Below are 26,242 nucleotides of genomic sequence, written 5' to 3'. Positions count from 1 at the left end.
GAACCTATAATTTATGTCGATAACGGAAATAAACGCCCCAGTAAATGATACTTAAAATAAAACTTAAGCATGCAGGTACAAGGAAAGCATCTAATTTTAATCGTGGATAAATCGCTGCTGCGAGAATCCCGCCAATTAAAAAACCAATGAGGATGAATAAATGTAGCGTAATACGCTTTTTATCAACATCTAAACCACGAAGGAAGTAGCCTAAAACCAGACCTAAATCTGTCAGTACGCCAGATAGGTGGGTAGTACGAATGATTGTGCCTTTATAATGGCTAATCATTGCATTTTGCATACCCATCGCTACGCTTGCCCACAATAGCGCATATTGAGGATAGTAGGGTAAAACTGCCCAACAGAAAAAAATAAATAATGCGACTAGGCTTAGTGGTAAACCATAACGGCGGCTTAAGCTAAAATAGCTGTTTGCTAAAATAAGCCCACTATAAAATGAGCCTATTACATAACAAACAATAATTAAGAATAAATAGAAAAGCTGTGCGAAATTCCAATCAAGAAGGGCTAAAGCGAACATACTGACATTGCCTGTCATATGTGAAATAGATTGGTGAAGCACAGTCACAAGACCAAGTACATTCACCATTCCTGCATTAATCGCTAGAAAAAAAGTCCCAAATTGTAGCCAATATGGCAAAGTTTGAAATGGCATAGCTCTCTAATTAAGTTAGCTTTTTAATAGCTTATCTTAAACCACGATCTACAGCTGCTGTAAATAATACGTCAGTCGAAGAGTTAAGTGCAGTTTCAGTTGAGTCTTGTAACACACTAATGACCATACCTACTGCAACAACTTGCATTGCGATATCTGTACTAATCCCAAATAAGCCACAAGCAACAGGAATAAGAAGTAAGGATCCACCAGCAACGCCCGAAGCACCACAAGCAGAAACAGTTGCAACAACAGATAAAATTAGCATTGTTGTAAAGTCTACAGAAATACCTAAAGTATTTACTGTTGCTAATGTTAGAACGGTAATTGTTACAGATGCCCCAGCCATGTTAATTGCAGCACCTAAAGGAATTGCAACACTCGCAGTAGATTCTGGAACACCTAAACGTTTTGCTAAATCTAAGTTTACAGGAATGTTTGCAGCAGAGCTACGTGTAAAGAAAGCAGTAATACCACTTTCACGTAAGCATTGAAAAACCAATGGGTACGGATTAGATCGAGTCATAATCGCAACCATAAAAGGGTTAATGACCAATGCAACAAAGAACATAGTTCCAATTAATACAGCAAGAAGATGTACATAATTTGATAATGTTTTTAAACCTGCATCTGCAAACGTTACAGCAACTAAACCAAAAATACCTACAGGTGCAAATGAAATTACTAAGCGAATAACGCGGTTTACAGCATCGGCAGCATCTTTAAGCATTGTTTTTGTTGGATCTGAGGCATGGCGAAAAGCAATACCTAGAGCAACAGCCCAAGCTAAAATACCAATAAAGTTCGCTTCACTAATTGCTGTTACAGGGTTTGCTACAAAACTCAAAAGAAGGTTCTTTAAAATTTCAGCCAAGCTCCCTGGAGGTGCCATATCTGTTGCAGCAACTTTTAAGAATAATTCACTTGGGAATAGAATACTCACAATAACTGCACTTAATGCAGCCAAGAACATACCAACAGCATACATAACCATAATTGGCTTAATGTAAGCGTTACTGCTTCCGATTTTAAAGTTTGCAATAGATGCTAAAACCAAAACAAATACTAAAATCGGGGCAACCGATTTAAGTGCTTTAATGAATAAATCACCAAGTAGACTTAAATAATGTGCAGAAGTTGGGAAAACGATTGCAACGGCAACACCAAGAATAATGGCTAGAATAATTCTTTGTACTAAACTTAATCGCGTAAAAGCAGAAAACATAAGGGGGCCTTGTCAGAAACTACGAGGACATATATAAAATTAGTTGCGTATTTTATACCGAAAATAGATTTAGCTAAAAAAAAATTTCGATATAAAATATAAGCTCTTATTTTTACAGTCAAATTTTATTGTTTTACATCATATTTAAAAAAAATATAACACCATTTTTTACTCTATTAAAAAAATAAAGCTTTTTTTATGAGCAGTAATTTACTCGATATTTACATCCTTGGAAAGTACTTGCATTGCTTTATAGTGAGTCAGGAAAACTTGTCCCTTCAAATATGTTAAAAGCTTAGAGTTTTCTAATTTATCCATAACAGGTCCTTTGATTTCGGATAGATTTAAGCAGATATTGAGTTTTGCCAATTCTAGATTTAAGTCTTCTAGCATTTCTAATGCACTTAAGTCGATAGAACTAATACTTGAGCAATTCAAAACAACATGTTTTAAATTGTGATTTTTACTTACTTCATTAATTAGAAAGCCTTTAAGTGCATTTGCATTTAAAAAAGTTAAATTTTCATCTACACGTATAGATAAGATATGCGGGTTTGTTACCACATCATATCTTTGGATATTTCTAAAGTGATGTGTACCTTCAATTAAACCAATTACAGCAATATGGGGACGGCTAATACGCCACAGCATTAAAATAAATGTTGAAATAATCCCAATAATAAGACCGGTTGAAATATCAATACAAATTACACCAAAGAAAGTTACCCACATTGCAATACCATCGGCTTTGGAGTATTTCCATGTTTCAAAAAAAGGTTTGAATTCAACCAGTTTCCAAATTGACACGATAATTGTTGCGGCAAGAACAGCTAAAGGTAAATCACTAAAAAAGCCCGTAAAATATAAACTCACAACAATAATAAATAAAGATGAAAACACACCTGCCATTGATGTTTTTGCACCTGCATCGGCATTGACAACCGTTCTAGACAAACTACCTGTTACAGGAAATGAAGATGTTATACCTGCTCCAATATTTGCAAAACCTAAAGCAATTAATTCTTGATTACTATTAAGTTGGCTACGTTGTTGTAATGCTGTTGCTTGAGCAATAGCCAATGACTCGATAAAGCTGATCATTGCAATCATTGCCGCACCTGGAAGTAGTTTTAGAACTAAATCCCATGTCCAATAGGGCATATTTAATGGGGGAAAACCTGACGGAATAACTCCGACCGTTTTAATGCCATAATTTTGCAGGTTTAGGAAATAAACCAAAGCAATAGAGAGAACAACCAAAAATAAAGGAACAGCACGTGATAAAAATTTTGAAGAACTAAAAAACTTACGCACTGTTTGAAGATTAAAAACTTTCGGTACAAAGATTAAAAATAAGATTGCACATGTACCAAAGACAAGGCTTTGTATATGAATATAAGAGTAGTAATTGAAAAGACTGCTCAGAAATTCAGGAATGTTGTTTGCATTTAACGGAACATTAAATAGGAATTTAAGTTGCCCCAAGGCAATTAAAAGTGCAGATGCAATAATAAAACTTTTGATTACAGGGTGGCTAATTAACTGAATTAAAAAACCGAAACGAAATAAACCTAGAAATAAAGAGATAATACCAACAAGCAAAGCAAGGAGGCATGCTGCTTGAATATAGACTGGAGAACCAACTTCAAATAATGGATTTAGAGTGGCAAAAGTCATCATTGAAATAATTGCGACAGGACCAATGGACAAGGTTGGGCTACTACCAACCATGGCATAAATGATCATTGGAGCAATACTGGCATAAAGCCCCATAACGGGCGGTAGACCCGCAAGCATGGCATAAGCCATTCCTTGTGGTACTAACATTGCAATGACAATGAGTGAAGATAACAAGTCCGACTTAAAGGCATCTTGATTGTAATGACGCAACCATGACCAAGCAGGTATTTTTTCAAGAAGTGTAGACTTGATATTTCGCATAATTTTTTTTAAATCACAAATTCATATATATTATGCACAAAAAAAGCTAAGAAATCTTTTAAAGATTTTCTTAGCTTTTTTTATTGAGAAAAATAAATAACTTAAGCGCAATATAAGTGATCGAGGTTTTTCAATAATTCCACTATTTTATGATCTTTTATACTATAAAAAATCTGTTTACCTTCTCTACGGGTTTGTACCGCATTACTTTTTCTTAAAACCATAAGCTGTTGAGATAAGGTGGGTTGGTTGATCTTTGTCACAAGCTCAATTTGAGAAACATTAAGTTCTGCTTTAGAAATATGACATAAAATGAGAAGGCGATCTGTATTCGCAATGGCTTTTAAAACACCGACTAAAATCTCGGAAGAGTTCTGTATAGAATGAATCTTTAACCCGCTGTTCATCACTATTCCCATGAAATAAAGGATTCTAGTATATGATGCTAGAACCCTTTATTCATGGGCATTTAGTCTAATTTTTAATGGGTATTTATTATATACTTACAAATTTTATTTATAAGTAAATGTGATAGCTTTATTAAAAAATAGTAAATAATATTATATGGAAACCTATTTTTTAGTAGCTTCTTTAAACTGTTTTAACTCTTTGTCTGAAAACTGATTGGATATATAAATGAGTTCTGTGAGTTGAGGGTTGTACCAAGAAAAGTAGTTTGAAGTTTTCATTTCAAACTCAGCAATCGGTCGAATAATAGGATGGCTCGAGATAAGTAATTGATGCTGTTTTAAGGCATTTACAAAGCTACGTAATGTTGCGCTATCAAAATAATAACCAGACTTAAATTCTTCATGAGTTGATAAGTTTTTTAATGCAGATTTAGCCATTTTCTCTAAAGTTTTTAAATCCAAATCAATATTTGAGCTATATTTCGGAATGAGTTGAGAAATAAGAACCATATTATTCAAGCTTAATTCAGAAAGTGCTGCCAATGTCATTACAATATTGTGCGTATCACTTGAAGATGGCTTTATTTTTCCATTTTGAATGTGAATCGCATTTAGCTCAGAGAGTTTTTGTAATATTTTATCAATTTCACGATCTAATTCACTTTCATCCCACTTTAAGAAAAACTCCTCTTTGAAGAATGGATAAAGTTGAGTGATGCGATGTTTAATTATGTTTGTTGAATCTATATCTGACTGGATTAAGGCGCAAATAAGTGACGGTAAAATAAAGCAGTGTAAAATGTTATTACTAAAATAACTCAGTAGAATTTTTTGGCTTTCTGTAACACGAACAAGTGTTTCATTATTTTCCGTATATATTTCGACTTGCTTTAATTTATGTGCATATTCAATAATTTCATCATCAGATAAGTCTGTAATAATCATACGTGCATCATATTTTAAGGACTTCAACAAATCTCTGAATAGACCAATTTGTTGACTTAATTTGTTTTGAGAAAGCGTATGATTTTCTGTATTCAGCAGAATTAATGAAATAATAGAAATAGGATTAATAACAACTGCTTTATTGATATTCTCTAAAATTTCATTTGCTGTCTGATCAACTGTTTGGGCTACAGCCTCAGGTAGTTCATCGTTTAATTTGAGTTTGATTTCTTCAGCATTATTGTCTTTCAATACGTCATTTAGAAGAATAGGTTCTCCGAAGTTCACATAAACTTGTCCAAACACTTTTTCAATTTTACGAGCTGAATTTAAAATCCCCCATAAAGATTCTGCTTCTTTAGGTTTTCCATTTAGTTCATTTAAATAAGAAGTGCCTTCCATAAGCTTTTCATAACCAAAATACGTAGGTATAAAAGCAATAGGTTTAGTTGAACCGCGTAAATGACTTTCAATAGTCATTGCCAACATACCTTTTTTAGGTGGTAGCAATAAACCTGTACGTGAACGACCACCTTCAATAAAGTACTCAAGAGGAGTATTACGTAATAAAAGGCTATGTAAATACTCTTTGAACACTGATGAATAAAGTGCATTACCACTAAATGTACGGCGAATAAAATAAGCGCCACCACCACGCATAATTTGCCCAACAACAGGTAAATTTAAATTAATACCTGCTGCAATATGTGGAACCATGAGACCACGGTTAAAAATCACATAAGACAAGAGTAAATAGTCAATATGACTACGATGACAAGGTGTGTAGACAATTTCATAGTCTTTAGCAAGTTCACGTACAGTATCGAAGTTATGAACTTCAATGCCATCATAAAGTTGCGTCCAAAGTTTAGTTAATGCAAGCTCAGCAAAACGTAATGTTGAATATGAAAAATCGGAGACAATTTCGGTTAAATAACCTTTTGCTCGGTTTTCTGCTTCAAACATACTGACTTTTTTATCAATACTTTCTTTACGAATTGCTGTTTGTACAGCTTCCGTTTTCATTAGTTTATTAATTAGATTACGGCGGTCAGACAAGTCTGGACCTAAAATGGCTTCTTTATGTTTATTAAAATTTTCATCTAGCTCTTGAACAATTAAATGAGCAGGAGAGAAGTTGGGGTGTTCAGTTTTTGCTTTTTCAATGAGTTCGCGCAAAGAAAGTGCTTTATGAAACTCGATATAGTTATCGCGCCCATATAAAGAAATATTAATAGTTTGTTTTAGTTTGTTGGGTTTTGCCCAAGCATCTGCAAATAGTGCTTTAAACCATGAATTTTCATATTCAGGTGCGCGCCCCCACAACACAGTCACAGGAATAAGTTGAATATCGTATTCTGTATTTTTTTCTAAAGTTTCTATTAAGCGTATAAGTTTTGCTGAATAGTGATAATTTTCATCTGTTTGTTCTGTTTCGTTTAACGCTAGAATTGAATCGGATTCATTCAGTTTTGCAATTTCTAATGGAGAGAATAAAGAAGGTAATCCTCGCTCTAAAGCTTCTTTGTCTATAAGTACAGTGTTGCTAACAGAAGGATCTTCAATTACATAACAAATTTTTGTTTTATCTGAGCTTTGTGCAACATTTTGTTCAAGCTCGGCAGTATTCCCTAATACTTGAGGCGTCACAATTTTATCTAGAATTTTTTTTGTTAGATTGCGATAAATCTTACTATAGCGCGTGTTAGACATTATGTTTCCTAAATATTATGACTACGTAGATGGTTATATCGCATTAAATTCACATGAAGCTTTTTTACTTATTTTTCTTATATCTATAAATGACATATACATGTGGTGAATAGATAAAGATACGATTTTAAAAGGCTTTAAGAAAAAATTTAATTATCATCTTGATATAACTACATAAGTTTAACCTTATATTGGGTTTTTATAGCGGTATTTCAATTTTAATAGCATAAAAAATCGAAGTCTTATTCATATTTAGTTGAAAGTTAATCACATTTTCTTGTAACTATTATGAGATAAATTTTAAGCTTCTATATTCATAAAGATGTATGATAATTTCATCTTATAGATTCAATAATGATATAGGAATTTAAAATGACAACAGATTCAGCATTCACAACTCCCGATAATCTTGGAATTGCAGTTTATAGCAATAACGCAGAAGCGATTGGTAACACGCCGTTAGTTCGTATTAATCGCTTAGCAAATGGTGCAACTGTTTTAGCAAAAATTGAAAGTAGAAATCCTGCATTTTCCGTAAAAGATCGTGTTGGTGCCGCACTGATTGCAGATGCTGAAAAACGTGGTGTTCTTAAAGCGGGTATGCATATTGTAGAACCAACAAGTGGAAACACGGGTATTGCTTTGGCTTTTGTTGCCGCAGCAAAAGGCTACGACATTACATTAACAATGCCAGCAAGTATGAGTGTTGAACGCCGTAAAGTATTAAAGGCTTTAGGTGCAAATTTAGTTCTTACAGAACCTGCTAAAGGTATGAAAGGTGCGGTAGAAGAAGCTGAGCGTCTTGTTGCTGAAAATCCTGAGCTATACTTCTTGCCACAACAGTTTGCAAACCCTGCAAACCCACAAATTCATGAAGAAACAACAGGTCCTGAAATTTGGGCAGCAACACAAGGTAAAGTAGATATTCTTGTGGCAGGTGTAGGTACAGGTGGAACTATTACAGGTATTTCACGCTACTTTGAAAAAGTAAAAGGACAGGCACTTTATTCTGTTGCTGTTGAACCTGCAGAATCTCCAATTATTGGTCAAGCGAAAAAAGGACAAGACTTAACACCTGGTCCTCATAAAATTCAAGGTATTGGTGCAAACTTCATTCCTAAAAACCTAGATTTAGACTTAGTAGATGAAGTGATTGCCATTGAAAGTGCTGAAGCAATTGACTTTGCGCGTAAATCTGCAACTTCTGAAGGTTTGTTTGTAGGTATTTCAAGTGGTGCGGCTTTGGCTGCTGCTGCAAAATTGGCTGCACGTCCTGAAAATGCAGGAAAAACTATTGTTGTGATTCTGCCTGATGCTGGTGAACGCTATTTATCTTCTGTTCTTTTTGAAGATATTTCAGCCGATTAATTCTACAAATAAGCTGTTTTAACTATAAGTAAGAACTTATCTTGTATAGGTTCTTACTTTTTTATAAGTATAAGATTAAAATAAAAAGTAAATTGTATATTTTTCACATTGAAAATAACGCTAAAAAGCAGATGATATAGGTCTGTGTTGTTATAAAAAAAAGGAATTGGCTTAAGTGTTTGAACTCGATTGTAAGGTGCTCAATATATTCTTATATGTTTATAAGCATAAGAGTGTGTCTGTTGCTGCTGAACATTTAGGTATGAATCAACCTACAGTAAGTAATATTCTAAACCGTATACGTCAACACTATAACGACCCTTTATTTTTACGTATTGGTAATGAAATGGTGCCAACTGAACTTTCTAAGCAGTTGTTCCCACTCATTAGTGAAGCACTCAATAAAGTTGAAACGATTAATAATTTTAATGTTGCTTTTGATGAAACAACATCTCAACAGCAATTTACTTTAGCTATGACTGATGTTTCACATTTGGTGTTATTACCTAAAATTTCACAATATTTGAAACAATATGCACCCAATATTCGCTTAAATGTACGTCCAATCACAACTGAAACAACATATCAAATGGCCAATGGTGAAATTGATCTTGCACTAGGGTTCTTACCACATTTAGAAAATGGCTTTTATCAACAAAAGCTATTTGAACAATATTATGTCGTGATTGCATCAAAAAACCATCCAAGATTAAAAGATGTTGATATTACAACAGCACAATATTTAAAAGAGTCGCATATTGATATTGATGCAGGTATTGGGCACTACCATATTGAAAATGAACTTTTAAATTTAGATTTGAAACGTAATATTTTAATGCGATTGCCAAGTTATTTAGGTGTGGGGTTAGTTGTACAAGAAACGGATGCTATAGCCACTGTGCCTTATTATTTGAGCGAAGTGCTTTTATCGCGTGGTAATTTACAAATTTTTAATGCGCCAATTTCTTTTCCTACATACGCAGTAAAACAATATTGGCATATGTCATGTCATCATAAAACAAGCCACCAATGGCTCCGTAAAATGTTCCATGACATTTTAGTAAAATAGTCAGATGAACAACTTCTAAACATTTAAGTTTTTAACCAAAATATCTATTAGAAATGGCAATGTGAAAGGAGTACATTTGCCTGAATTTATAGGATAAGTCATCTTTCATGGCGATCAGCTGGATTCTCTTCACATTAATGGCTGCATTTATGCAGGCATGGCGTAATGCTTTTCAAAAACAGTTGAGCACTTCAGTAGATGGCTATGGCGTAACACTTGCACGATTTATTTTTGCATTTCCAATTGCAGGTTTATATTTAAATTTTCTTTATACAGAACAAACAGTCACGGCACATGTAAGTTTTCATGCAAAATTTTGGATATTTGTTTTTATTGCAGCAATGAGCCAAATTTTAGCGACTATTTTATTAGTTCGACTATTTCGTCAAAAAAATTATGCCATTGGTGTTGGATTAGCTAAAAGTGAGGCTATTCTTGCTGCAATTATTGGTGTGATTTTACTAGGTGAGCATTTAAGTTTATTGGCTTGGTTAGGTGTATTTTTAGGTGCTTTTGCTATCTTTTTATTAAGCAAAGGAGGTATTCAAAGCACTAAATTTTCTTGGAATACGCTCATTATTGGCACAGGTAGTGGTTTGTGCTTTGCGATCACATCTTTATTGGTACGCCAAGCCAGCTTACAACTTGATATGTTGCCTGTGTTACACCGTGCAGCTTGGATTTTATTTACAATTACAGGCATACAATGCGCGGTACTTCTTGTCTTTTTAATGATTTTTAAGCGCTCAACGCTATGGGCAATGTGGGATCGTATAGGTCTAGTTTTTAAAATCAGTTTTAGTAGTTGTATTGCATCTTTAGGATGGTTTACCGCTATGAGTGTGCAATCTGTTGCGATAGTTACAACATTGGGACAAATTGAAATTTTATTTAGCTTACTTATTTCTGTTTATTTATTTAAAGAAAAATTAGTCTCTACAGATCATTGGGGGCTTTTATGGGTTGTTGTTGCTGCAATGCTTGTGATTTGGGCATAAAACCATGTAAAAAAAGCCTCAAATATGAGACTTTTTTATGAGCATAATAATGAATGATTTAATTAACGCGTAACCAAGTTTGGTCACGACCTAGTGCTGAAATACCAATATAACCACGACCTGTTAAGGTTTTTCCATCTGGTGCTAACTGTGCATTAAAGCTATAAGTTTTACCGTTTTTAGGGTCTATAATTTTTCCATCTTCATATCTGTTGTTACCTTTATTTTTTAAACCCGTAACAATTTGGGCACCTTGAAGAGGTTTATTCTGAAATAAGCCAACACATGTTACGCATTTAGAAACATCTTCAGGCACTAAAATTTGAATAATTTTTGCAGAGAGTATGCCATTTGAGCTTTCATTAAATTGAACAATAGAAACCGATTTCTGAAGTTTATCATCAACAGTTTTCCATTTAGTTCCATGAAGTGGATCTGCTGCATTTGTTATATTAGACAAGATAAATATGCTTATTAATCCTAAAAATATTTTAATCATTTAAAAATCCCAATCCATTTGAGAAAGCTATTGTGTATACAAAATACACATAAAGTATGTGCTATAGAAGCTTAAATAAGTAGTTTTTTGAAATGAATTTTTAATTTACGTTTTATCTTACACAATCCCTTTTTCATGTGATATTGGTATATATAAATCGAGTGTATTTTTATTTATAGCCATTTTAGAAGATTAAAATTTTTGGAGAATACCTATGCCAATACAAGTCTTAGGATATGCAGCACAAACTTCATCTAGTCCACTCGCACCTTATACATTTGAGCGCCGTGATCCGCGTGAAGATGATGTTGTTATAGATATTGAATATTGTGGTGTTTGCCATTCTGACCTGCATCAAGCACGCAATGATTGGGGATTTAGTACTTATCCTATTGTACCTGGTCATGAGATTGTAGGTCGGGTCACGGCATTAGGTGCAAAGGCGACTAAATTTAAAGTAGGCGATTTAGTTGGTATAGGATGTATGGTGGATTCTTGCCGTACATGTTCATCTTGTGATGCAGGCTTAGAGCAATATTGTGAAAATGGAAATACAGGCACTTATGCCAGTATTGACCGTCATGATGGGCGTACAACGTATGGTGGATATTCAAAAACAATAGTCTGTAGCGAAGCATTTGTACTCAAAGTTCCTGAAAACTTAGATACTAAAGCTGTGCCGCCATTATTGTGTGCAGGTATTACGACATGGTCGCCATTACGTCATTGGAATATTGGTTCGGGTTCTAAAGTTGCCGTTATTGGTTTGGGTGGCTTAGGACATATGGCAATTAAATTGGCGCATGCTTTAGGTGCAGAAGTTACATTATTTACTAGATCTGCCGATAAAGAAAAAGATGCAAAAATCTTAGGCGCACATCATGTTGTTATTTCAACCGATAAAAATCAGATGAAAGAAGTACGTAATCAATTTGATTTAATTATTGATACTGTGCCTTATAACCATGATTTAAAACCTTATATCCCAACACTATCTTTAAATGGAACTATCGTTTTAGTTGGATATTTAGGTGAAATTAGTACAAATACCATTCCATTAATTATGGGACGTAAAGCTGTGGCTGGTTCTGTTATTGGTGGTATTGCGGAAACACAAGAATTACTTGATTTTTGTGGTAAGCATAATATTGTTTCAGATATTGAAATGATTGATATGCAAAGTATTAATGATGCATACGAACGTATGTTAAAAAGTGACGTTAAATATAGATTTGTGATTGATGTTAAAAGTTTTAACTAATAAATTATTTTAATTCAATAATTTAATGATATTAAAAACCATTAAGGAATCTACATTCGTAGGTTCCTTAATATTATAAAAAGTACAATTCATTGAAATTGTGAAATTAGCCAATCACGAACTTTAATCAAGCTTTCAGATTTTTTAGAATAGCGGGGTGATACCAAATAAAAGCCTGTTTCTAAACTCAATTCTTGTTCAATTACTTTTATTAATCTTCCATTATTAAGTTCGGTATCAATAAAAAGTTGATTTGTAAGAATAATTCCTTGTGCTGAAATTGCAGCATCAATTGCTAATGTTGTTTGATTAAATCTTAAGTTTTTAAGTGACCTAGGTCTAATCTTAGAATCTATGTGTTCTAAAAAAACACTCCATAAATTATGGGCATCGTGTAATAAAGGATATTCAAATAACTCATCTAAGTGCATATATTCGTGTTTGAGCTTAACTAAGTCGGGGCTCGCAACTGCAATAAAAGAATCTTGTATGAGTAATTCAACATTTAATCCTACGCTTGATGGCACATTCCCATAACGTATGGCTAAATCTACATGATCATTTTGAAAGTGAGATATTTTTTCTGTCGCTAAAATTTGCAACTCAATTTCTGGATGTATAGCTGTAAAGCTAGCAAGTCTTGGAATAAGCCATTTAGATGCAAAAGTTGGTGTTGTACTGATTGTAATATTCTGTTTTTCATCAATAAACGACTGTGTAGCTTCATGAATGATATTAAAAGCAAGCTGAATGCTATTTGCATAGTGATGACCATTTACGGTTAAGGAAACACCTTTCGAATGCCGATCAAAAAGTTGAACCGATAATTCTTGTTCTAGGCTTCGTATTTGTTGAGCGACAGCACTTTGTGTGACATTAAGCTCATTTGCTGCCAGTTTAAAATTTAGATGTCTACTTACGGCTTCAAATGCTTTCAAAGCATTGAGTGAGGGTAGTTTTTTTAATGATTTCATACAGTAGTTTTTCTACAGTTAATACACAGAAAAGCTCGGGGCAAATACAAAAAAATGCATGTTATTCTGTTTTAAATCTTAATAAATAGATATAAATCGAATTTGAGGATAGCACAAATGACTGTAGAAAAAGTAGCTTTAATTATGGCTGGTGGTAGCGGTATAGGTGCAGCAACAGCGTATCAATTACATGAAGATGGTTATCATATTGGTATTCTTTCATCTTCAGGTAAAGGTGAAGAAATTGCAAAAAGTCTAAATGGTATAGGTGTGACAGGTTCAAACCAATCTGTTGATGATATTCAAAAACTTGTAGATTTGGCTTACCAAAAATGGGGGCGCATAGATGTTTTAGTGAATAGCGCTGGTCACGGACCACGTGCACCTATTCTCGAAATTACCGATGAACAATGGCATCAAGGTTTAGATACTTATTTAATGAATGTTATTCGTGCAACACGATTCGTTACTCCTATTATGGAACAGCAAAAATCAGGGGTTATTATTAATATTTCGAGTGCTTGGACATTTGAGCCTAGTGAAATGTTTCCTACTTCAGCTATTTTCCGTGCAGGTTTGGCATCTTTTACTAAAATTTTTGCAGATCAATACGCATCTAAAAACGTGAGAATGAATAATGTTCTTCCGGGGTGGATTGATAGTCTTCCTGAAACAGATGATCGACGAGCGTCTGTACCTTTACAACGATACGGAACAAGTCAAGAAATTGCCTCAACTATTAGTTTTTTAGTATCAAATGGGGCGGGTTATATAACAGGACAAAATATTCGTGTTGATGGTGGTATTACACGTTCTATTTAAAGTGAATATTCGGCTAAATTACTAGGTTAGGTAAGCGACATAAATTGTCGCTTGCTGCTTTTAAATGATCAAGATACTTAACAAATCAATAATAAACGATATTCACCTTCATTTTCTAAAGGTGCTCGGTGAACACAGGGTAAAACTTGCTGTGTTGGATGATCAACCGCTAAACGCCATAAATGACCATGTCCTAAATTAATAGGTTTCGCATTTTCTTTAGGCTGATAATGCAAATCAAAGAAATATTCTTCAAGAAACTGAATAAATCCAGATTCATCACCATCATATAAAGTTTTAAGTTTTGTACGTATTTCAGGAATTAGAATTTTTTGCTCAACCTGATCATTCGCAATAATATCGCTTGATGCGCCGTGATAAGTACATAAAAAAGTATCGGTTGCTATGGGTGATCGATCAACATGAAATGAATAAACATCTGTAGAAATAAAATCGAGCTCATCATCACGCTCATAGCATTTCAATAGGTTTAATGAAGGTGATGCACCAAAATCGGTTAAGTGTTGAATATCTTCTAAAATAATTTTTCGTGCTAAATTTCCATGTTCAGACAAATTGAGCGCCATTAAATCTTCAATAGAAATTTCAGTCATATTTTCATTTAATGAGAGCTTATTTGTAATTTCCTTGAAATCTCCCATTAAATTTCGTTGCCAACAAATTGCATTGTTTAAGCCGTGAAAATCTATAGTCACCAACTCAGAGAAGTTATTTACGACGTTAATTTGAGGGTTATTCGCAAAAGAGTTGTTCATACAGAAAATAAGATGATTTTTAAATATGTGTGAATGATACATGTTGTTTTCGAATAGCGCATGTTTAGATGAAGATCAAAACTATTTTTTGTCTCTCCACACAATCTCCACATATCGTTAGCACTCCATAAACAATCGTTTTTCATAATGTGAGCATCTAAAACTCTCTCGTGAAAATCATGAAAAAAAGACTTCATTTGGTTGGTTCAGTTCTGGCAATGAGCATCCTTGTGACAGGATGTGGCAAATCAGAGAATCAAGGAACTACAGCTGAAATACCTCCAGCTGTAGTGAGTGCAATGACAGTTCAAGCACAATCATTAAATTTAATTGAAAATCTTCCTGCGCGTGTTGCTGCATATCGGGTGGCAGAAATTCGTCCGCAAGTGGGTGGAATTGTCGATCAAGTATTGTTTAAACAAGGTTCTTATGTGCAAGCAGGACAACCTTTGTTTAAATTAAATTCTGAAATATTTCAAGCAGATGTAAAAAGCAATATCGCAAGTTTAAATCGTGTACAAGCGGAAGTTGCTCGTTTACAAGTTTTATTCAATCGTTATGCCGAATTAGTGAAAGTAAATGCGATTAGTCAGCAAGAGTTCAATAATACTCAAGCAGAATTGAGCAAAGCAAAAGCGGATGTTGCTCAAATGCAAGCGACGCTTACTCGACAAAAACTGAATTTAAAATATGCAACGGTTACAGCACCAATCTCAGGCATTATTGGTGAAATTTTGGTGACAGAAGGTGCATTGGTGAGTCAAGGTGACACCAATGCTATGGCGGTCGTTCAGCAAATTAATAAAGTTTATGTTGATGTAAAACAATCAATTAGTGATTATGAAAAATTACAAGATGCCTTACAACAAGGTCATGCCACGAATGCAAATCATCAAGTTGAAATTTTAAATAGCCAAGGCAAGCCTTACAATGTAACGGGCGAAATATTATTTTCAGATACCAAAGTTGATCCCGATACAGGTGATGTCACTATTCGTATTGTGGCGAATAACACAGATCAAAAACTACTGCCAGGGATGTATGTGCGTGTCAACTTAAGCCGTGCCAAAATTGATAATGCAATCTTGGTGCCTGAACAAGCAATACAGCATGATATGAGTGGTCAGGCAAATGTTACAGTCATTAATCAAAAAGGCTTGGCTGAAAACAGAGCTGTGCAAATTGGTCAGCGTTTTAACAATAGTTATGTTGTTCAAACAGGTCTAAAAACAGGTGAACGTGTTGTAGTTGAAGGCATTGATCGTATTCAGCCGAATCAGACTTTAAAAATCAAACAATGGCAAGCACCTGTAACGTCTACAAAGGCGGGTAACAATGAAAATGGAGGGCAAAAATAATGTCTCAATTTTTCATTAGGCGCCCGATTTTTGCATGGGTGATTGCTTTATTTATCATTTTAGTTGGTGTACTGAGTATACCGAAACTGCCGATTGCGCGTTTTCCGAGTGTTGCACCACCGCAAATCAGTATTACTGCAATGTATCCAGGTGCAACGCCAAAAACACTGAATGATAGTGTCGTGACGTTGATTGAACGTGAAATGTCAGGGGTGAAAAACTTACTGTATTACAACTCAAGTTCAGACAGTTCAGGTAGTGCGACCGTAACGGCTACATTTAAACCAGGCACAGACATTGAAATGGCTCAGGTAGATGTACAAAACAAGATTAAAGCGATTGAACCAAGATTACCTCAACCTGTACGACAACAAGGTTTAATGGTTGATGCAGCATCATCAGGCTTTTTGATGATGGTGGGTTTAAATTCGCCGAATAATAAATTCACTGAAGTCGATTTGAGTGATTATATGACCCGTAATGTCATTGAAGAACTCAAACGTGTGGATGGTGTCGGTAAAGTCCAAAACTTTGGTGCTGAAAAAGCCATGCGTATTTGGGTCGATCCTACACGTTTAGTGTCTTATGGTTTAAGCATTAAAGATGTTACGACAGCCATTCAAAATCAAAACTTACCGATTTCACCCGGTCGTACAGGTGATGTCCCTGCATTGGGTGGGCAACAAATTACCATTCCATTAACTGCAAAAGGACAATTGGAAACGGTTGAGCAATTTGAAAATATCAGTTTGCGTTCAAACAGCAGTGGTGCCAATGTTCGATTGGCTGATGTCGCACGCGTTGAATTGGGTGCTCAGGCATATAACTTTGCGATTTTGGAAAATGGTAATCCATCGACTGCAGTCGCAATTCAAATGAGTCCGGGTGCAAATGCGGTCAAAACGGCTGAAGGTGTTAGAGCTAAAATCGAGCAATTAAGCCCCGCATTGCCTGAAGGTATGAATTTTTCGGTTCCTTACGATACAGCACCATTTGTTAAAGTATCGATTCAAAAAGTAATTGTGACTTTGCTTGAAGCCATGGCATTGGTGTTTATTGTCATGTTTATTTTCTTGCATAACGTACGATATACCTTAATTCCTGCCATTGTTGCACCGATTGCACTTTTGGGAACTTTTGCAGTCATGCTTTTGGCAGGCTTTTCGATCAACGTGTTGACCATGTTTGGTATGGTGCTGGCGATCGGTATTATTGTCGATGATGCCATTGTGGTGATTGAAAATGTCGAACGGATTATGGCAACAGAAGGGCTTTCACCTGTAGAAGCAACCTCTAAAGCCATGAAGGAAATTTCCAATCCAATTATTGGGATTACCTTGGTACTTGCAGCAGTTTTCTTACCTATGGCTATGGCAGCGGGTTCGGTGGGTATTATTTACCGCCAATTTACCATCACCATGTCGGTTTCAATTTTATTTTCTGCATTCCTTGCTTTAACACTGACGCCTGCACTTTGTGCCACCATGTTAAAGCTGATTGATAAAGATCATGTGAAAAAAGGTGTATTTGCTTGGTTTGATCGTGGTTTTGAAAAATTAAATCATCGCTATGAACGTGGTTTATTTAAAGTGATTCAGCATAAAACCATCGCTATGCTGTGCTTCCTCGGCATTATTGGTGCGCTTGTTTTAAGTTTCAAACTTGTACCGACAGCATTTTAAAGTGATTCAGCATAAAACCATCGCTATGCTGTGCTTCCTCGGCATTATTGGTGCGCTTGTTTTAAGTTTCAAACTTGTACCGACAGCATTTATGCCTGAAGAAGATCAAGGTTGGTTCATGACCTCGATTCAGCTTCCTGCAGATGCAACACAGGAACGTACACGTAAAGTAGTCGCTGAGTTTCAAGACCACTTAGATAAAGAAACAGGAATTAAAGACAATCTCTCGGTTTTAGGTTTTGGCTTTAGTGGTTCTGGGCAAAATACAGCAATGTACTTTACCAATCTTGTGCCATTTGAAGATCGTACTATCACCGCGCAAGAAGTTGTTGCGAATGCAAATAATGCAATGGCTGAAAGTTCAGAAGGACAGGTGATGTCTGTATTGCCTCCTGCCATTGATGAACTTGGTAATTCTTCTGGTTTCTCATTGCGCTTACAAGACCGTGGCAATATTGGTATGGCTGCATTACAACAAGCTCAAGATCAACTGCTTGCTTTGGCTGCAAAAAGTAGCAAAGTTATCGATGTTTATCCTGAAGGTTTACCAGAAGGCAGTTCTGTACAACTGAAAATTGACCGTGAAAAATTACAGTCGCTTGGTGTGAACTTTAGTGATGTGACCGATATTATTTCGACCTCAATGGGTTCGATGTATGTCAATGATTTTCCAAATCAAGATCGTATGCAACAAGTGATTGTACAGTTAGATGTTAAATCACGTATGAGTGTCGATGACATTTTACAAATTAAAGTGAATAGTCAAAGTGGTAAATTAGTTTCAATGTCTGAAATTGTGACACCTGTTTGGCAACATTCACCGCAGCAATATAACCGTTACAACGGTCGTCCATCATTAAGTATTACAGGTGCTCCTGCAACTGGCGTATCTTCTGGACAAGCGATGAAAGAAATGGAGTCTTTTATTCAGCAACTCCCGAAAGGTGTGGGTTATGAATGGACAGGTATTTCTTTACAAGAAAAGCAGTCAGAGTCACAAACAACTTTCTTACTTATTTTATCAATGTTGGTGGTGTTTCTTGTATTGGCGGCGCTGTATGAAAGCTGGTCAATTCCGCTTTCTGTAATGATGGTTGTACCCCTAGGACTGATTGGTGCCTTTCTTGCAGTGATGATTCGCGGTATGCCAAACGACATTTTCTTTAAAGTCGGCATGATCACCATTATTGGTTTGTCTGCAAAAAATGCCATTTTAATTGTGGAATTTGCTAAAGCGTTGAGAGAAGAAGGTATGGGCTTGGTTGAAGCCACCGTTGCTGCTGCAAAATTGCGTTTACGTCCAATTCTCATGACATCGTTGGCATTTACCTGTGGTGTGATTCCTTTAGTCATTGCTTCAGGTGCAAGTTCTGAAACGCAAAAAGCCATTGGTACAGGTGTATTTGGTGGAATGATCAGTGGAACCATCCTTGCTGTTATTTTTGTACCGATCTTCTTCATTGTTGTAATGGCAACAGTAGAGAAATTTTCTAAACGAAAAATTGCACATTAAGGAAATGATAAGGTGATCGGAAAGCATAAGCTTTTCGTTCACTTTACAGTCCAACAATGAATAAAGAGAGATTAAAGATGAATATTGACCTAGAAACTCCTCGATTAATATTAAAAAGTTTTACAGAAAGTGATGCTTCTGGATTATTAGATTATTTATCACAGCCTCCAAAGTGATGCGGCATTCTATATTTAATATTTTTATCTAGGATTTTAAAAATTTTATTAATACTAGAATAACTCAAAGAATAATAGGGTGGTTTTAATGATGTGAATAAAATATTGGATTTAATATCACTACGAATTTCTTTTATATAAATATTTATAAACCTATAATCTCTTTCGTGTAATTCTATTACTCGGCATGAAAATTCATTTTTAATATTAGGTTTTCTACGTCTAGCATCATATTCATCATCAGTATTGGTAATAATTAAACTATAAGAGTCATTATTCGATAGAGTCTTTTTGATAGAATTTACTGTTAGCAACATCAGCTCACCAACTCGAAGTCCATAATTGAGCATTAAGTGAATGATTAGAAAATTTCTAAATTGAGTTAGTCTATTTTTAAATGGATTAAAAGAATTAATATTGTTAGAACTGCTAGGCGTTATAGTCTCATAAAGTACTTCAACCATTTCACTTGTCATACTTTTAAATAGATACTTTTTTTCACTATGTATGGTTTTCGTAGATTTTCTAATAATCTTCTTCTTAAACTCGATATGTTTCTTAATATTTGATTTAATTTTTTCTATTTCTTTTCTATCTAGATGAGGGTGCTTCTTTACAGTCAGATAATCATCCATAAGATAAGTATAAAATTTCAAAAAAGAGCTGATCTTGTTGCTAATATTTATATAACTTACTTTACGATTTCCTCCTAAGTATGTGACATGGCTTAAGTCATTATTATTTTCGAGGTAGATAATAAAATTATCAATTTCTTCATAAATCAGTTCAAAATTATAATTTGAAGAATAGAAAAAATTGCAGAAAGAAATAGAGTATTTTTTATACCAAAATATGTACCAATCTTTTAGTGCCATCAAATCAGAATATTGCGTAGATAAACTTTGAAAACGTATCACTTTCAAGCTAAACAATAATGGGAATAAGCATGGAAATGTTGATTCAGTATCAAACAATAATTTAATTTCGTTCTCATTAGATATCTTTTGTTCTAAATGGATACTTTTGACTTCAAACATAGTGAACTTTATGAACTAAAATTTAGGTCAACATATCATATTTTTGCTTCGGAGTTTTATTTGTATAAGTTATTGATATTATGTAGAGGAAGTATAAATATGAAGTTATTATTAGGTGTTCATGATTTAACATAATATACATTATACGAAATGTTTGTAGTTTAAAAAAATGCACCTATATATGTAGCTCCAGATGCATTGTTATTTAGAATATTAAATGAAACTTTGTATATGCTCTAAAACTTCATTTGTTTTTTCTGCATGTAACCAATGACCAGCACCATCTACAGTATGAATGACGGCATTTGGAAATTGCATATAAACAGCTTGTTGCTGAGCATCGTGTGCTAAATATGGTGAAACGCCACCACGAATAAAAATGGCAGAAACTTCACTATGCATCGCATCCCAATCTAAAATATTTGAATAATTATCATAAAGTGCTTTTACATAAAAAAGCCAATGACCCTTATTAAATGATTTCATTAAAAATTGAATCACCATTTCTTCATTTAAATATTCACGCATAATATGTAGTGCATCTTGTCTAGATTCAATCTCCGCATTTTCTACAGCAAATAAAGCTTCAAAGACTTTATCGTGGTTACGCTGTGTCGATGCATACGGTGCCATATCTAATACAACAAGCTTCTCTAAACGCTTTTGTGCAAGCTCAGCCAATTTCATGGAAATTTTTCCACCCATTGAATGACCTATAGCAATAAATTTATCAATATTTAAATGATCTAGCGTTTCAATAACATCTTGAGCCATCACTTTATAATTTACTTCATAGGAATGACTTGATTTGCCGTGGTTACGCACGTCAATTTGTAAGACATGATGTGTAGCCGTAAATGCCCTCGCCAGCATGCCTAAATTACTTAAGCTTCCAAACAAACCATGAATAAATACGATTGTCTGAGCTTCAGGATTTTCTTTATTTTCTTGATATTCAAAATTAAGGATCATGTGCTGCTGTTTGCTTTTGAGATGTATAGGATTATAGGTTTTTCTTTTAAAAATAGAAATTTCCTTAGGCTATTTTGATGCGATAAGCTAATTCCTTCCACATTACGCTTAAATACTTATTACAACAGTCATAAAATAGCTGTTATGTATCCACGTTTTTGTGAGTTAACGCTTAGATTGCTTAGGCTATTTTTAAATTGATCGCGATGTTGCCTATATCTCGATATTACATTTATTAAAAAAAACTAATCATTTTAGGTTTTTATGCAGATATATCCCCGAGGATTTTTATAACATTGAGTTTTACTGTAAACTTCAACTAAATAAGGCTTATATTTTAAGCAAAAATATCTGTGCTTTTGTATTAGATATCAAGAATATCGAAAAAACTTGCTCCCAATACCTTTGCTAAATCTTTAGGGTTTACACCGATATCTAATCCTCGCTTTCCACCACTAACATATATTTTATTTAAGGTTTCTGCGGTTATATCAATAACTGTTTTTAAACGTTTTTTCTGACCTACAGGACTAATTCCACCCACTAGATATCCTGTTAGCCGTTCTGCATCTTTAGGATCTGCCATGTGTAATTTTTTACAACCTAAGGCACTCGCAACTTTCTTTAAATTTAGTTGATGATTCACAGGCAATACAGCAATAAAGTAAGTCTTATCATCTGTGACCATTAAAGTTTTAAACACTTCATGAACATCTAAACCTAACTTTTCAGCAGCTTCTAAACCAAAACTTTTAGCATTTTGATTATGCTCATATTCATGAATACTGTATTCTATTTTATTTGATTTTAAAATTTTACATGCTGGTGTCATCGGTCTATCAATCAAAAATCACTATGATGTAAATTATATGCCTTTTAAATTTAGTTGTTAATTTTTAAAGTCATAATTTAAATCATTTCCTGTAAACAAATTCTATAAAATCATTGCGAATATACCCTTGACGATAAATACATGCTTTCCTTATATTCGGGTAAATATTTTGTTTGAGTTGGTTTATATTTTGTTTACTTTAAAACGCATTAACTTTATCCCTAAAATAAAAAGCTTAAATATGCTTAAAGTTATTGGAATTTCAATGACTACGCTTATTTTTACAGGTTGTTCTTCGTTAGGAATGGGTTCTGTAGAAAAACGTGCAACAAAATTATCTTCTGGCATTCAACGTGCCTACTCTGTAAACCCAACTACCGCAGATCGCGTATCTCCTATTATTGTTGCAACTGCAGATCGTTATAATATGGATCCCCTGCTGATTGCAGCACTAATTCGCCAAGAATCATCATACAGATCTACTGTTGTATCAAATGCTTCTGCTGTAGGATTAACACAAGTTATTCCACGTTATTGGCAAAATATTTGCCCTGGAGATTTGTTCGATGAAACTGCAAATGTGAATTGTGGAACTTATGTTTTAAAAAAATATGAAGCATCCGCAGGAAGCATGCCTAAAGCATTGGCATATTATAATGTTGGTCCAACGGGTTATAACACCAATCGTAAAATGAAAAAACAAGGTAAACGCTACGCAAAACAAGTTAAACAACATAGAAAAGAATTAAAACATGCTCTTTAATATCAATTAATTTATGTCAAAAAGGATGCCTACAAGCATCCTTTTTGAATATTCTATAACAACTGTAAATTGCTATATTTTAACGAATTAAACCTTGTGGTTGTAATATAATCAATGCAGCACCAATAACAACCACACATCCTCCAGCAATATCCCAACGGCTAAGACTCACTTGATCGACATATTTAAGCCACAGTAATGCGGTAAAAATATAAATACCGCCATAAGCAGCATAAATTCGTCCCGAGGCTGCAGGATGTAAAGTCAGCAACCAAACAAATACAGCAAGACTAATTGCAGTAGGAATCCATAACCAATGACTTTTCCCTTGATTTAAAATTAAATATGGGAAGTAGCATCCTAATATTTCAGCAATAGCCGTAATAAAAAATAAAAAGAATGTCGTGATTATTTTTGTAATTTGAAAATCCATAGCAATGCCTCACAACATGATCTTTAAAAAATTTAGATAAAAAATAACTCGTGTATACACGAGTTATTTTTAGCATGGAAGTTTATTAAGCAGGTTCTGCTGTTTGATCTTCGAAAATAGCAAGTTTTAAACCTACAGCTTTGCCTTTTTCCTTTTTAACAGTGACAGCAACATTACCGCCATTTTCTGCTAATTCACCAAAAAGAATCATTTCAGCTAAAGGCTTTTTCAAGTGTTCTTGAATTAAGCGTTGCATAGGTCTTGCACCCATTAAACGATCATAGCCATTTTCCGCCAACCATGTACGTGCTGCTTTACCAACTTCAAGAATAACTTTTTTCTCATCCAACTGTGCTTGCAGTTCAGTTAAGAACTTATCAACCACATTTTCAATCACTGTTGTTGGTAGTGCTTTAAATTGAATCACACTGTCTAAACGGTTACGGAATTCAGGTGAAAATGCTTTTTTCATTGCATCTTGGTTATCATTACTATTGTCTTGTTCCATGAAACCAATATTGGTACGTGAAATACTTTCTGCGCCAATATTTGTCGTAAGAACAAGAACCACATTGCGGAAATCTGACTTACGACCATTATTATCAGTCAATGAGCCATGATCCATAATTTGCAGTAATAGATTAAACACATCTGGATGTGCTTTCTCAATTTCATCTAGCAATAGAACACAATGTGGGTTTTTATGAATTGCATCGGTTAATAAGCCACCTTGGTCAAAACCAACATAACCCGGAGGTGCACCAATTAAACGTGATACAGCGTGACGCTCCATATATTCAGACATATCGAAACGAACAAGCTCTACACCGAGTAATTTGGCAAGCTGTTTAGTAACTTCGGTTTTACCTACACCTGTTGGGCCGGCAAATACAAAACTACCAACAGGCTTATCTGGAGATTTTAATCCTGCACGTGAAAGCTTGATTGCTGATGCTAATGCAACAATGGCATCGTCTTGACCAAACACAACACGCTTAAGATCACGCTCAAGATTTGCTAGCACAGTTTTATCGTCTTTAGATACTGTTTTTGCAGGAATGCGTGCAATTTTAGAAACAATATCTTCTACATTTTCAACCGTAATAACGGTGTCATCTTGCTCCGCTTTTAAACGGCGCTGAGCACCTGCTTCATCAATAACATCAATGGCTTTGTCTGGTAAGAAACGATCATTAATAAATTTAGCAGAAAGCTCTACTGCGGTAATAATCGCTTGATCGTCATATTTCACATGATGGAATTCTTCAAATTTAGATTTCAAACCACGTAAAATATCAATTGTTTCTGAAATAGAAGGCTCATTTACATCAATTTTTTGGAAACGGCGTGATAAAGCATGATCTTTCTCAAAAACTTGGCGATATTCTTGGAATGTTGTAGAACCAATACAACGCAAAGTACCATTTGAAAGTGCTGGTTTAATTAAATTTGATGCATCCATTGTGCTGCCCATACTTGAGCCTGCACCAATAATCATGTGAATTTCATCAATAAATAAAATCGCTTCTGGTTTTTTCTTTAAAACATTTAAAAGCTGTTTTAAGCGTTTTTCAAAATCACCACGGTATTTTGTACCTGCAACCAATGCACCAATATCTAAGCTATAAACTTCTGCATTCGCTAAAGGCTTAGGTGCTTTACCATTCACAATGAGCCAAGCTAAACCTTCAGCAATTGAAGTTTTACCCACACCAGGATCGCCGACCAATAAAGGATTGTTTTTACGGCGACGACATAAAATTTGTGCTGCACGCTCAATTTCTTTTTCACGACCAATGAGAGGATCTGTTTTCCCTTTTTGCGCCTCAGCATTTAGATTCAGCGTATACAGCTCTAAAGGACCTGCATTTGAAGATGATAGTTGCTCACCATCAAGATCTTCTACTTCTTCCTCTGTATGCTCTTCTTGTTTACGCGCACCATGTGATAGGTACTGCGTTAAAGTAAGACGATTAATTTGATGGCGCTTTAATAGATATACAGCAAATGTATCGCGCTCTGAATACATAGCAACAAGAACATCTGCACCTTCAACAGTACGATCCCCGCCACTAGACTGAACATGAAAAATTGCACGCTGTAAAATACGATCAAAACTTTCTGTAGGATGAGGTGCTAAATCACTATCTTCAGCTAATTTAGGTGTATTTTGTTCTGCAAATTCTTCTAGTTCTTTACGCAGTACAATAATATCTGCGCCACATGCTTTTAAAGCATTAACCGCAGAGTCGTTATCTAATAATGCCAATAACAAATGTTCAACTGTCAGAAACTCATGTCTCTTTTGACGAGCCATGCTAACAGCCAAACGTAATGATACTTCTAATTGTCGACTTAGCATGTGATCCCCTTAATCTTTAGGCTCTATCTGACAAAGTAAAGGATGACCTTGTGATCGAGCGTAATTATTGACTAGGTTTGCTTTTGTTTCCGCTATATCTCTTGGATAGACGCCAGCAATACCCTTTCCTTCATAATGTACAGTTAGCATTACTTGAGTAGCTTGGTCAAGATTCATTGCGAACTTTTCTTGTAAAATTTCAATAACAAAGTCCATTGGTGTGTAATCGTCATTTAATAGAACGACGGCGTACATAGGCGGACGTTTAAATTCGGGAGGTGCAGTCTGAACAACTGTATCACCATCCTCTTCATGATTCTCGTCTTGCATGTTAGTGCGAATATTTAAATGCCAATCCACAAAACCTGATTGAGAAAATCCATTTTTTATATCAGCCAAACAAATTTGACGTTTTAAATTACTCATATTTAATTCAA

Annotated in this window: 21 protein-coding genes and 2 pseudogenes; 9 read left to right on the top strand and 14 right to left on the bottom strand. The window is 34.7% G+C overall.

The features are described 5' to 3' along the window. Positions 1-4: 4 nt before the first annotated feature. The 5 genes from AC5YDH_RS06785 to plsB all read right to left on the bottom strand — a co-directional run bounded on the left by AC5YDH_RS06785 (position 5) and on the right by plsB (position 6,910). The gene (locus AC5YDH_RS06785; RefSeq protein WP_496117950.1) at positions 5-676 is read right to left on the bottom strand and encodes a YoaK family protein; all 672 of its coding nucleotides are present in this window, start codon (positions 674-676) and stop codon (positions 5-7) included. Positions 677-707: 31 nt separating this feature from the next. Then, positions 708-1,901, bottom strand: a complete 1,194-nt coding sequence (sstT, locus tag AC5YDH_RS06780; RefSeq protein ID WP_496117948.1) for a serine/threonine transporter SstT — start codon at positions 1,899-1,901, stop codon at positions 708-710. Positions 1,902-2,111: 210 nt separating this feature from the next. Continuing rightward, positions 2,112-3,842, bottom strand: coding sequence for a SulP family inorganic anion transporter (locus tag AC5YDH_RS06775; protein ID WP_496117946.1), 1,731 nt, complete (start codon positions 3,840-3,842; stop codon positions 2,112-2,114). A 101-nt stretch (positions 3,843-3,943) separates the two neighbouring features. Further along, on the bottom strand, positions 3,944-4,249 hold the full coding sequence (locus tag AC5YDH_RS06770) for an ArsR/SmtB family transcription factor (protein ID WP_496118043.1): 306 nt from the start codon (positions 4,247-4,249) through the stop codon (positions 3,944-3,946). A 165-nt stretch (positions 4,250-4,414) separates the two neighbouring features. Then, the gene (gene plsB / locus AC5YDH_RS06765) at positions 4,415-6,910 is read right to left on the bottom strand and encodes a glycerol-3-phosphate 1-O-acyltransferase PlsB (RefSeq protein ID WP_496117944.1); all 2,496 of its coding nucleotides are present in this window, start codon (positions 6,908-6,910) and stop codon (positions 4,415-4,417) included. 372 nt (positions 6,911-7,282) lie between these two features. On the opposite strand from plsB, the gene cysK reads away from it, so the two are divergent. From cysK to AC5YDH_RS06750, 3 genes are all read left to right on the top strand, one after another. After that, positions 7,283-8,278, top strand: a complete 996-nt coding sequence (gene cysK / locus AC5YDH_RS06760; protein ID WP_496117943.1) for a cysteine synthase A — start codon at positions 7,283-7,285, stop codon at positions 8,276-8,278. A gap of 175 nt (positions 8,279-8,453) precedes the next feature. Next, positions 8,454-9,347 (top strand): LysR family transcriptional regulator, encoded by an 894-nt coding sequence (locus tag AC5YDH_RS06755; RefSeq protein ID WP_496117942.1) that lies wholly within the window; start codon positions 8,454-8,456, stop codon positions 9,345-9,347. Between the two features lie 107 nt (positions 9,348-9,454). Beyond that, complete coding sequence (locus AC5YDH_RS06750; RefSeq protein WP_496117940.1) at positions 9,455-10,345, top strand: DMT family transporter; 891 nt, start codon at positions 9,455-9,457, stop codon at positions 10,343-10,345. Positions 10,346-10,403: 58 nt separating this feature from the next. Here AC5YDH_RS06750 and AC5YDH_RS06745 read toward each other — a convergent pair whose 3' ends face one another. Beyond that, positions 10,404-10,844, bottom strand: coding sequence for a DUF2147 domain-containing protein (locus tag AC5YDH_RS06745; RefSeq protein WP_496117938.1), 441 nt, complete (start codon positions 10,842-10,844; stop codon positions 10,404-10,406). Positions 10,845-11,058: 214 nt separating this feature from the next. Between AC5YDH_RS06745 and AC5YDH_RS06740 the strand changes: the two genes are divergently transcribed. Then, the gene (locus tag AC5YDH_RS06740; protein ID WP_496117937.1) at positions 11,059-12,105 is read left to right on the top strand and encodes an NAD(P)-dependent alcohol dehydrogenase; all 1,047 of its coding nucleotides are present in this window, start codon (positions 11,059-11,061) and stop codon (positions 12,103-12,105) included. A gap of 89 nt (positions 12,106-12,194) precedes the next feature. On the opposite strand, the gene AC5YDH_RS06735 is transcribed toward AC5YDH_RS06740, so the two are convergent. Continuing rightward, entirely contained in the window at positions 12,195-13,079 is an 885-nt protein-coding gene (locus AC5YDH_RS06735; protein ID WP_496117935.1) for a LysR substrate-binding domain-containing protein, read from the bottom strand. Between the two features lie 117 nt (positions 13,080-13,196). Between AC5YDH_RS06735 and AC5YDH_RS06730 the strand changes: the two genes are divergently transcribed. After that, on the top strand, positions 13,197-13,901 hold the full coding sequence (locus AC5YDH_RS06730) for an SDR family oxidoreductase (protein ID WP_496117933.1): 705 nt from the start codon (positions 13,197-13,199) through the stop codon (positions 13,899-13,901). Between the two features lie 77 nt (positions 13,902-13,978). On the opposite strand, the gene AC5YDH_RS06725 is transcribed toward AC5YDH_RS06730, so the two are convergent. After that, positions 13,979-14,677, bottom strand: coding sequence for a DUF1826 domain-containing protein (locus AC5YDH_RS06725; protein WP_496117932.1), 699 nt, complete (start codon positions 14,675-14,677; stop codon positions 13,979-13,981). Positions 14,678-14,856: 179 nt separating this feature from the next. Between AC5YDH_RS06725 and AC5YDH_RS06720 the strand changes: the two genes are divergently transcribed. The 3 genes and pseudogenes from AC5YDH_RS06720 to AC5YDH_RS06710 form a co-directional block, all read left to right on the top strand. Next, positions 14,857-16,035 (top strand): efflux RND transporter periplasmic adaptor subunit, encoded by a 1,179-nt coding sequence (locus tag AC5YDH_RS06720; protein WP_496117930.1) that lies wholly within the window; start codon positions 14,857-14,859, stop codon positions 16,033-16,035. Beyond that, a pseudogene (locus AC5YDH_RS06715) lies at positions 16,032-17,676 on the top strand (efflux RND transporter permease subunit); the annotation flags it as partial. The gene AC5YDH_RS06720 and the pseudogene AC5YDH_RS06715, both read left to right, overlap by 4 nt. A gap of 120 nt (positions 17,677-17,796) precedes the next feature. Further along, positions 17,797-19,230, top strand: a pseudogene (locus tag AC5YDH_RS06710) (efflux RND transporter permease subunit); the annotation flags it as partial. A gap of 151 nt (positions 19,231-19,381) precedes the next feature. Here the strand turns inward: AC5YDH_RS06710 and AC5YDH_RS06705 are convergent. The 3 genes from AC5YDH_RS06705 to ybaK all read right to left on the bottom strand — a co-directional run bounded on the left by AC5YDH_RS06705 (position 19,382) and on the right by ybaK (position 22,247). Next, a complete protein-coding gene (locus tag AC5YDH_RS06705) occupies positions 19,382-20,443 on the bottom strand; it encodes a site-specific integrase (RefSeq protein ID WP_496117929.1) in 1,062 nt (353 codons plus the stop codon). A 213-nt stretch (positions 20,444-20,656) separates the two neighbouring features. Continuing rightward, positions 20,657-21,415 (bottom strand): alpha/beta fold hydrolase, encoded by a 759-nt coding sequence (locus AC5YDH_RS06700; RefSeq protein ID WP_496117928.1) that lies wholly within the window; start codon positions 21,413-21,415, stop codon positions 20,657-20,659. Positions 21,416-21,779: 364 nt separating this feature from the next. Further along, positions 21,780-22,247 (bottom strand): Cys-tRNA(Pro) deacylase, encoded by a 468-nt coding sequence (gene ybaK, locus AC5YDH_RS06695; protein WP_496117926.1) that lies wholly within the window; start codon positions 22,245-22,247, stop codon positions 21,780-21,782. Between the two features lie 265 nt (positions 22,248-22,512). Here ybaK and AC5YDH_RS06690 point away from each other — a divergent pair, with 265 nt between their 5' ends. Next, a complete protein-coding gene (locus AC5YDH_RS06690; RefSeq protein ID WP_496117924.1) occupies positions 22,513-23,010 on the top strand; it encodes a lytic transglycosylase domain-containing protein in 498 nt (165 codons plus the stop codon). 79 nt (positions 23,011-23,089) lie between these two features. Here AC5YDH_RS06690 and AC5YDH_RS06685 read toward each other — a convergent pair whose 3' ends face one another. The 3 genes from AC5YDH_RS06685 to clpS all read right to left on the bottom strand — a co-directional run bounded on the left by AC5YDH_RS06685 (position 23,090) and on the right by clpS (position 26,231). Further along, entirely contained in the window at positions 23,090-23,443 is a 354-nt protein-coding gene (locus tag AC5YDH_RS06685) for a YnfA family protein (protein WP_496117923.1), read from the bottom strand. An 85-nt stretch (positions 23,444-23,528) separates the two neighbouring features. Beyond that, entirely contained in the window at positions 23,529-25,805 is a 2,277-nt protein-coding gene (gene clpA / locus AC5YDH_RS06680) for an ATP-dependent Clp protease ATP-binding subunit ClpA (protein WP_496117921.1), read from the bottom strand. A gap of 9 nt (positions 25,806-25,814) precedes the next feature. Beyond that, positions 25,815-26,231 carry an ATP-dependent Clp protease adapter ClpS gene (gene clpS, locus AC5YDH_RS06675; RefSeq protein ID WP_496117919.1) on the bottom strand — a complete coding sequence of 139 codons (417 nt, stop codon included), beginning with the start codon at positions 26,229-26,231 and terminating at the stop codon, positions 25,815-25,817. Positions 26,232-26,242: the final 11 nt, after the last annotated feature.

The organism is Acinetobacter sp. FY683, assembly GCF_059515885.1.
Note: the sequence above shows the minus strand (reverse complement) of the source record. Positions and strands in the feature narration are given on the sequence as shown.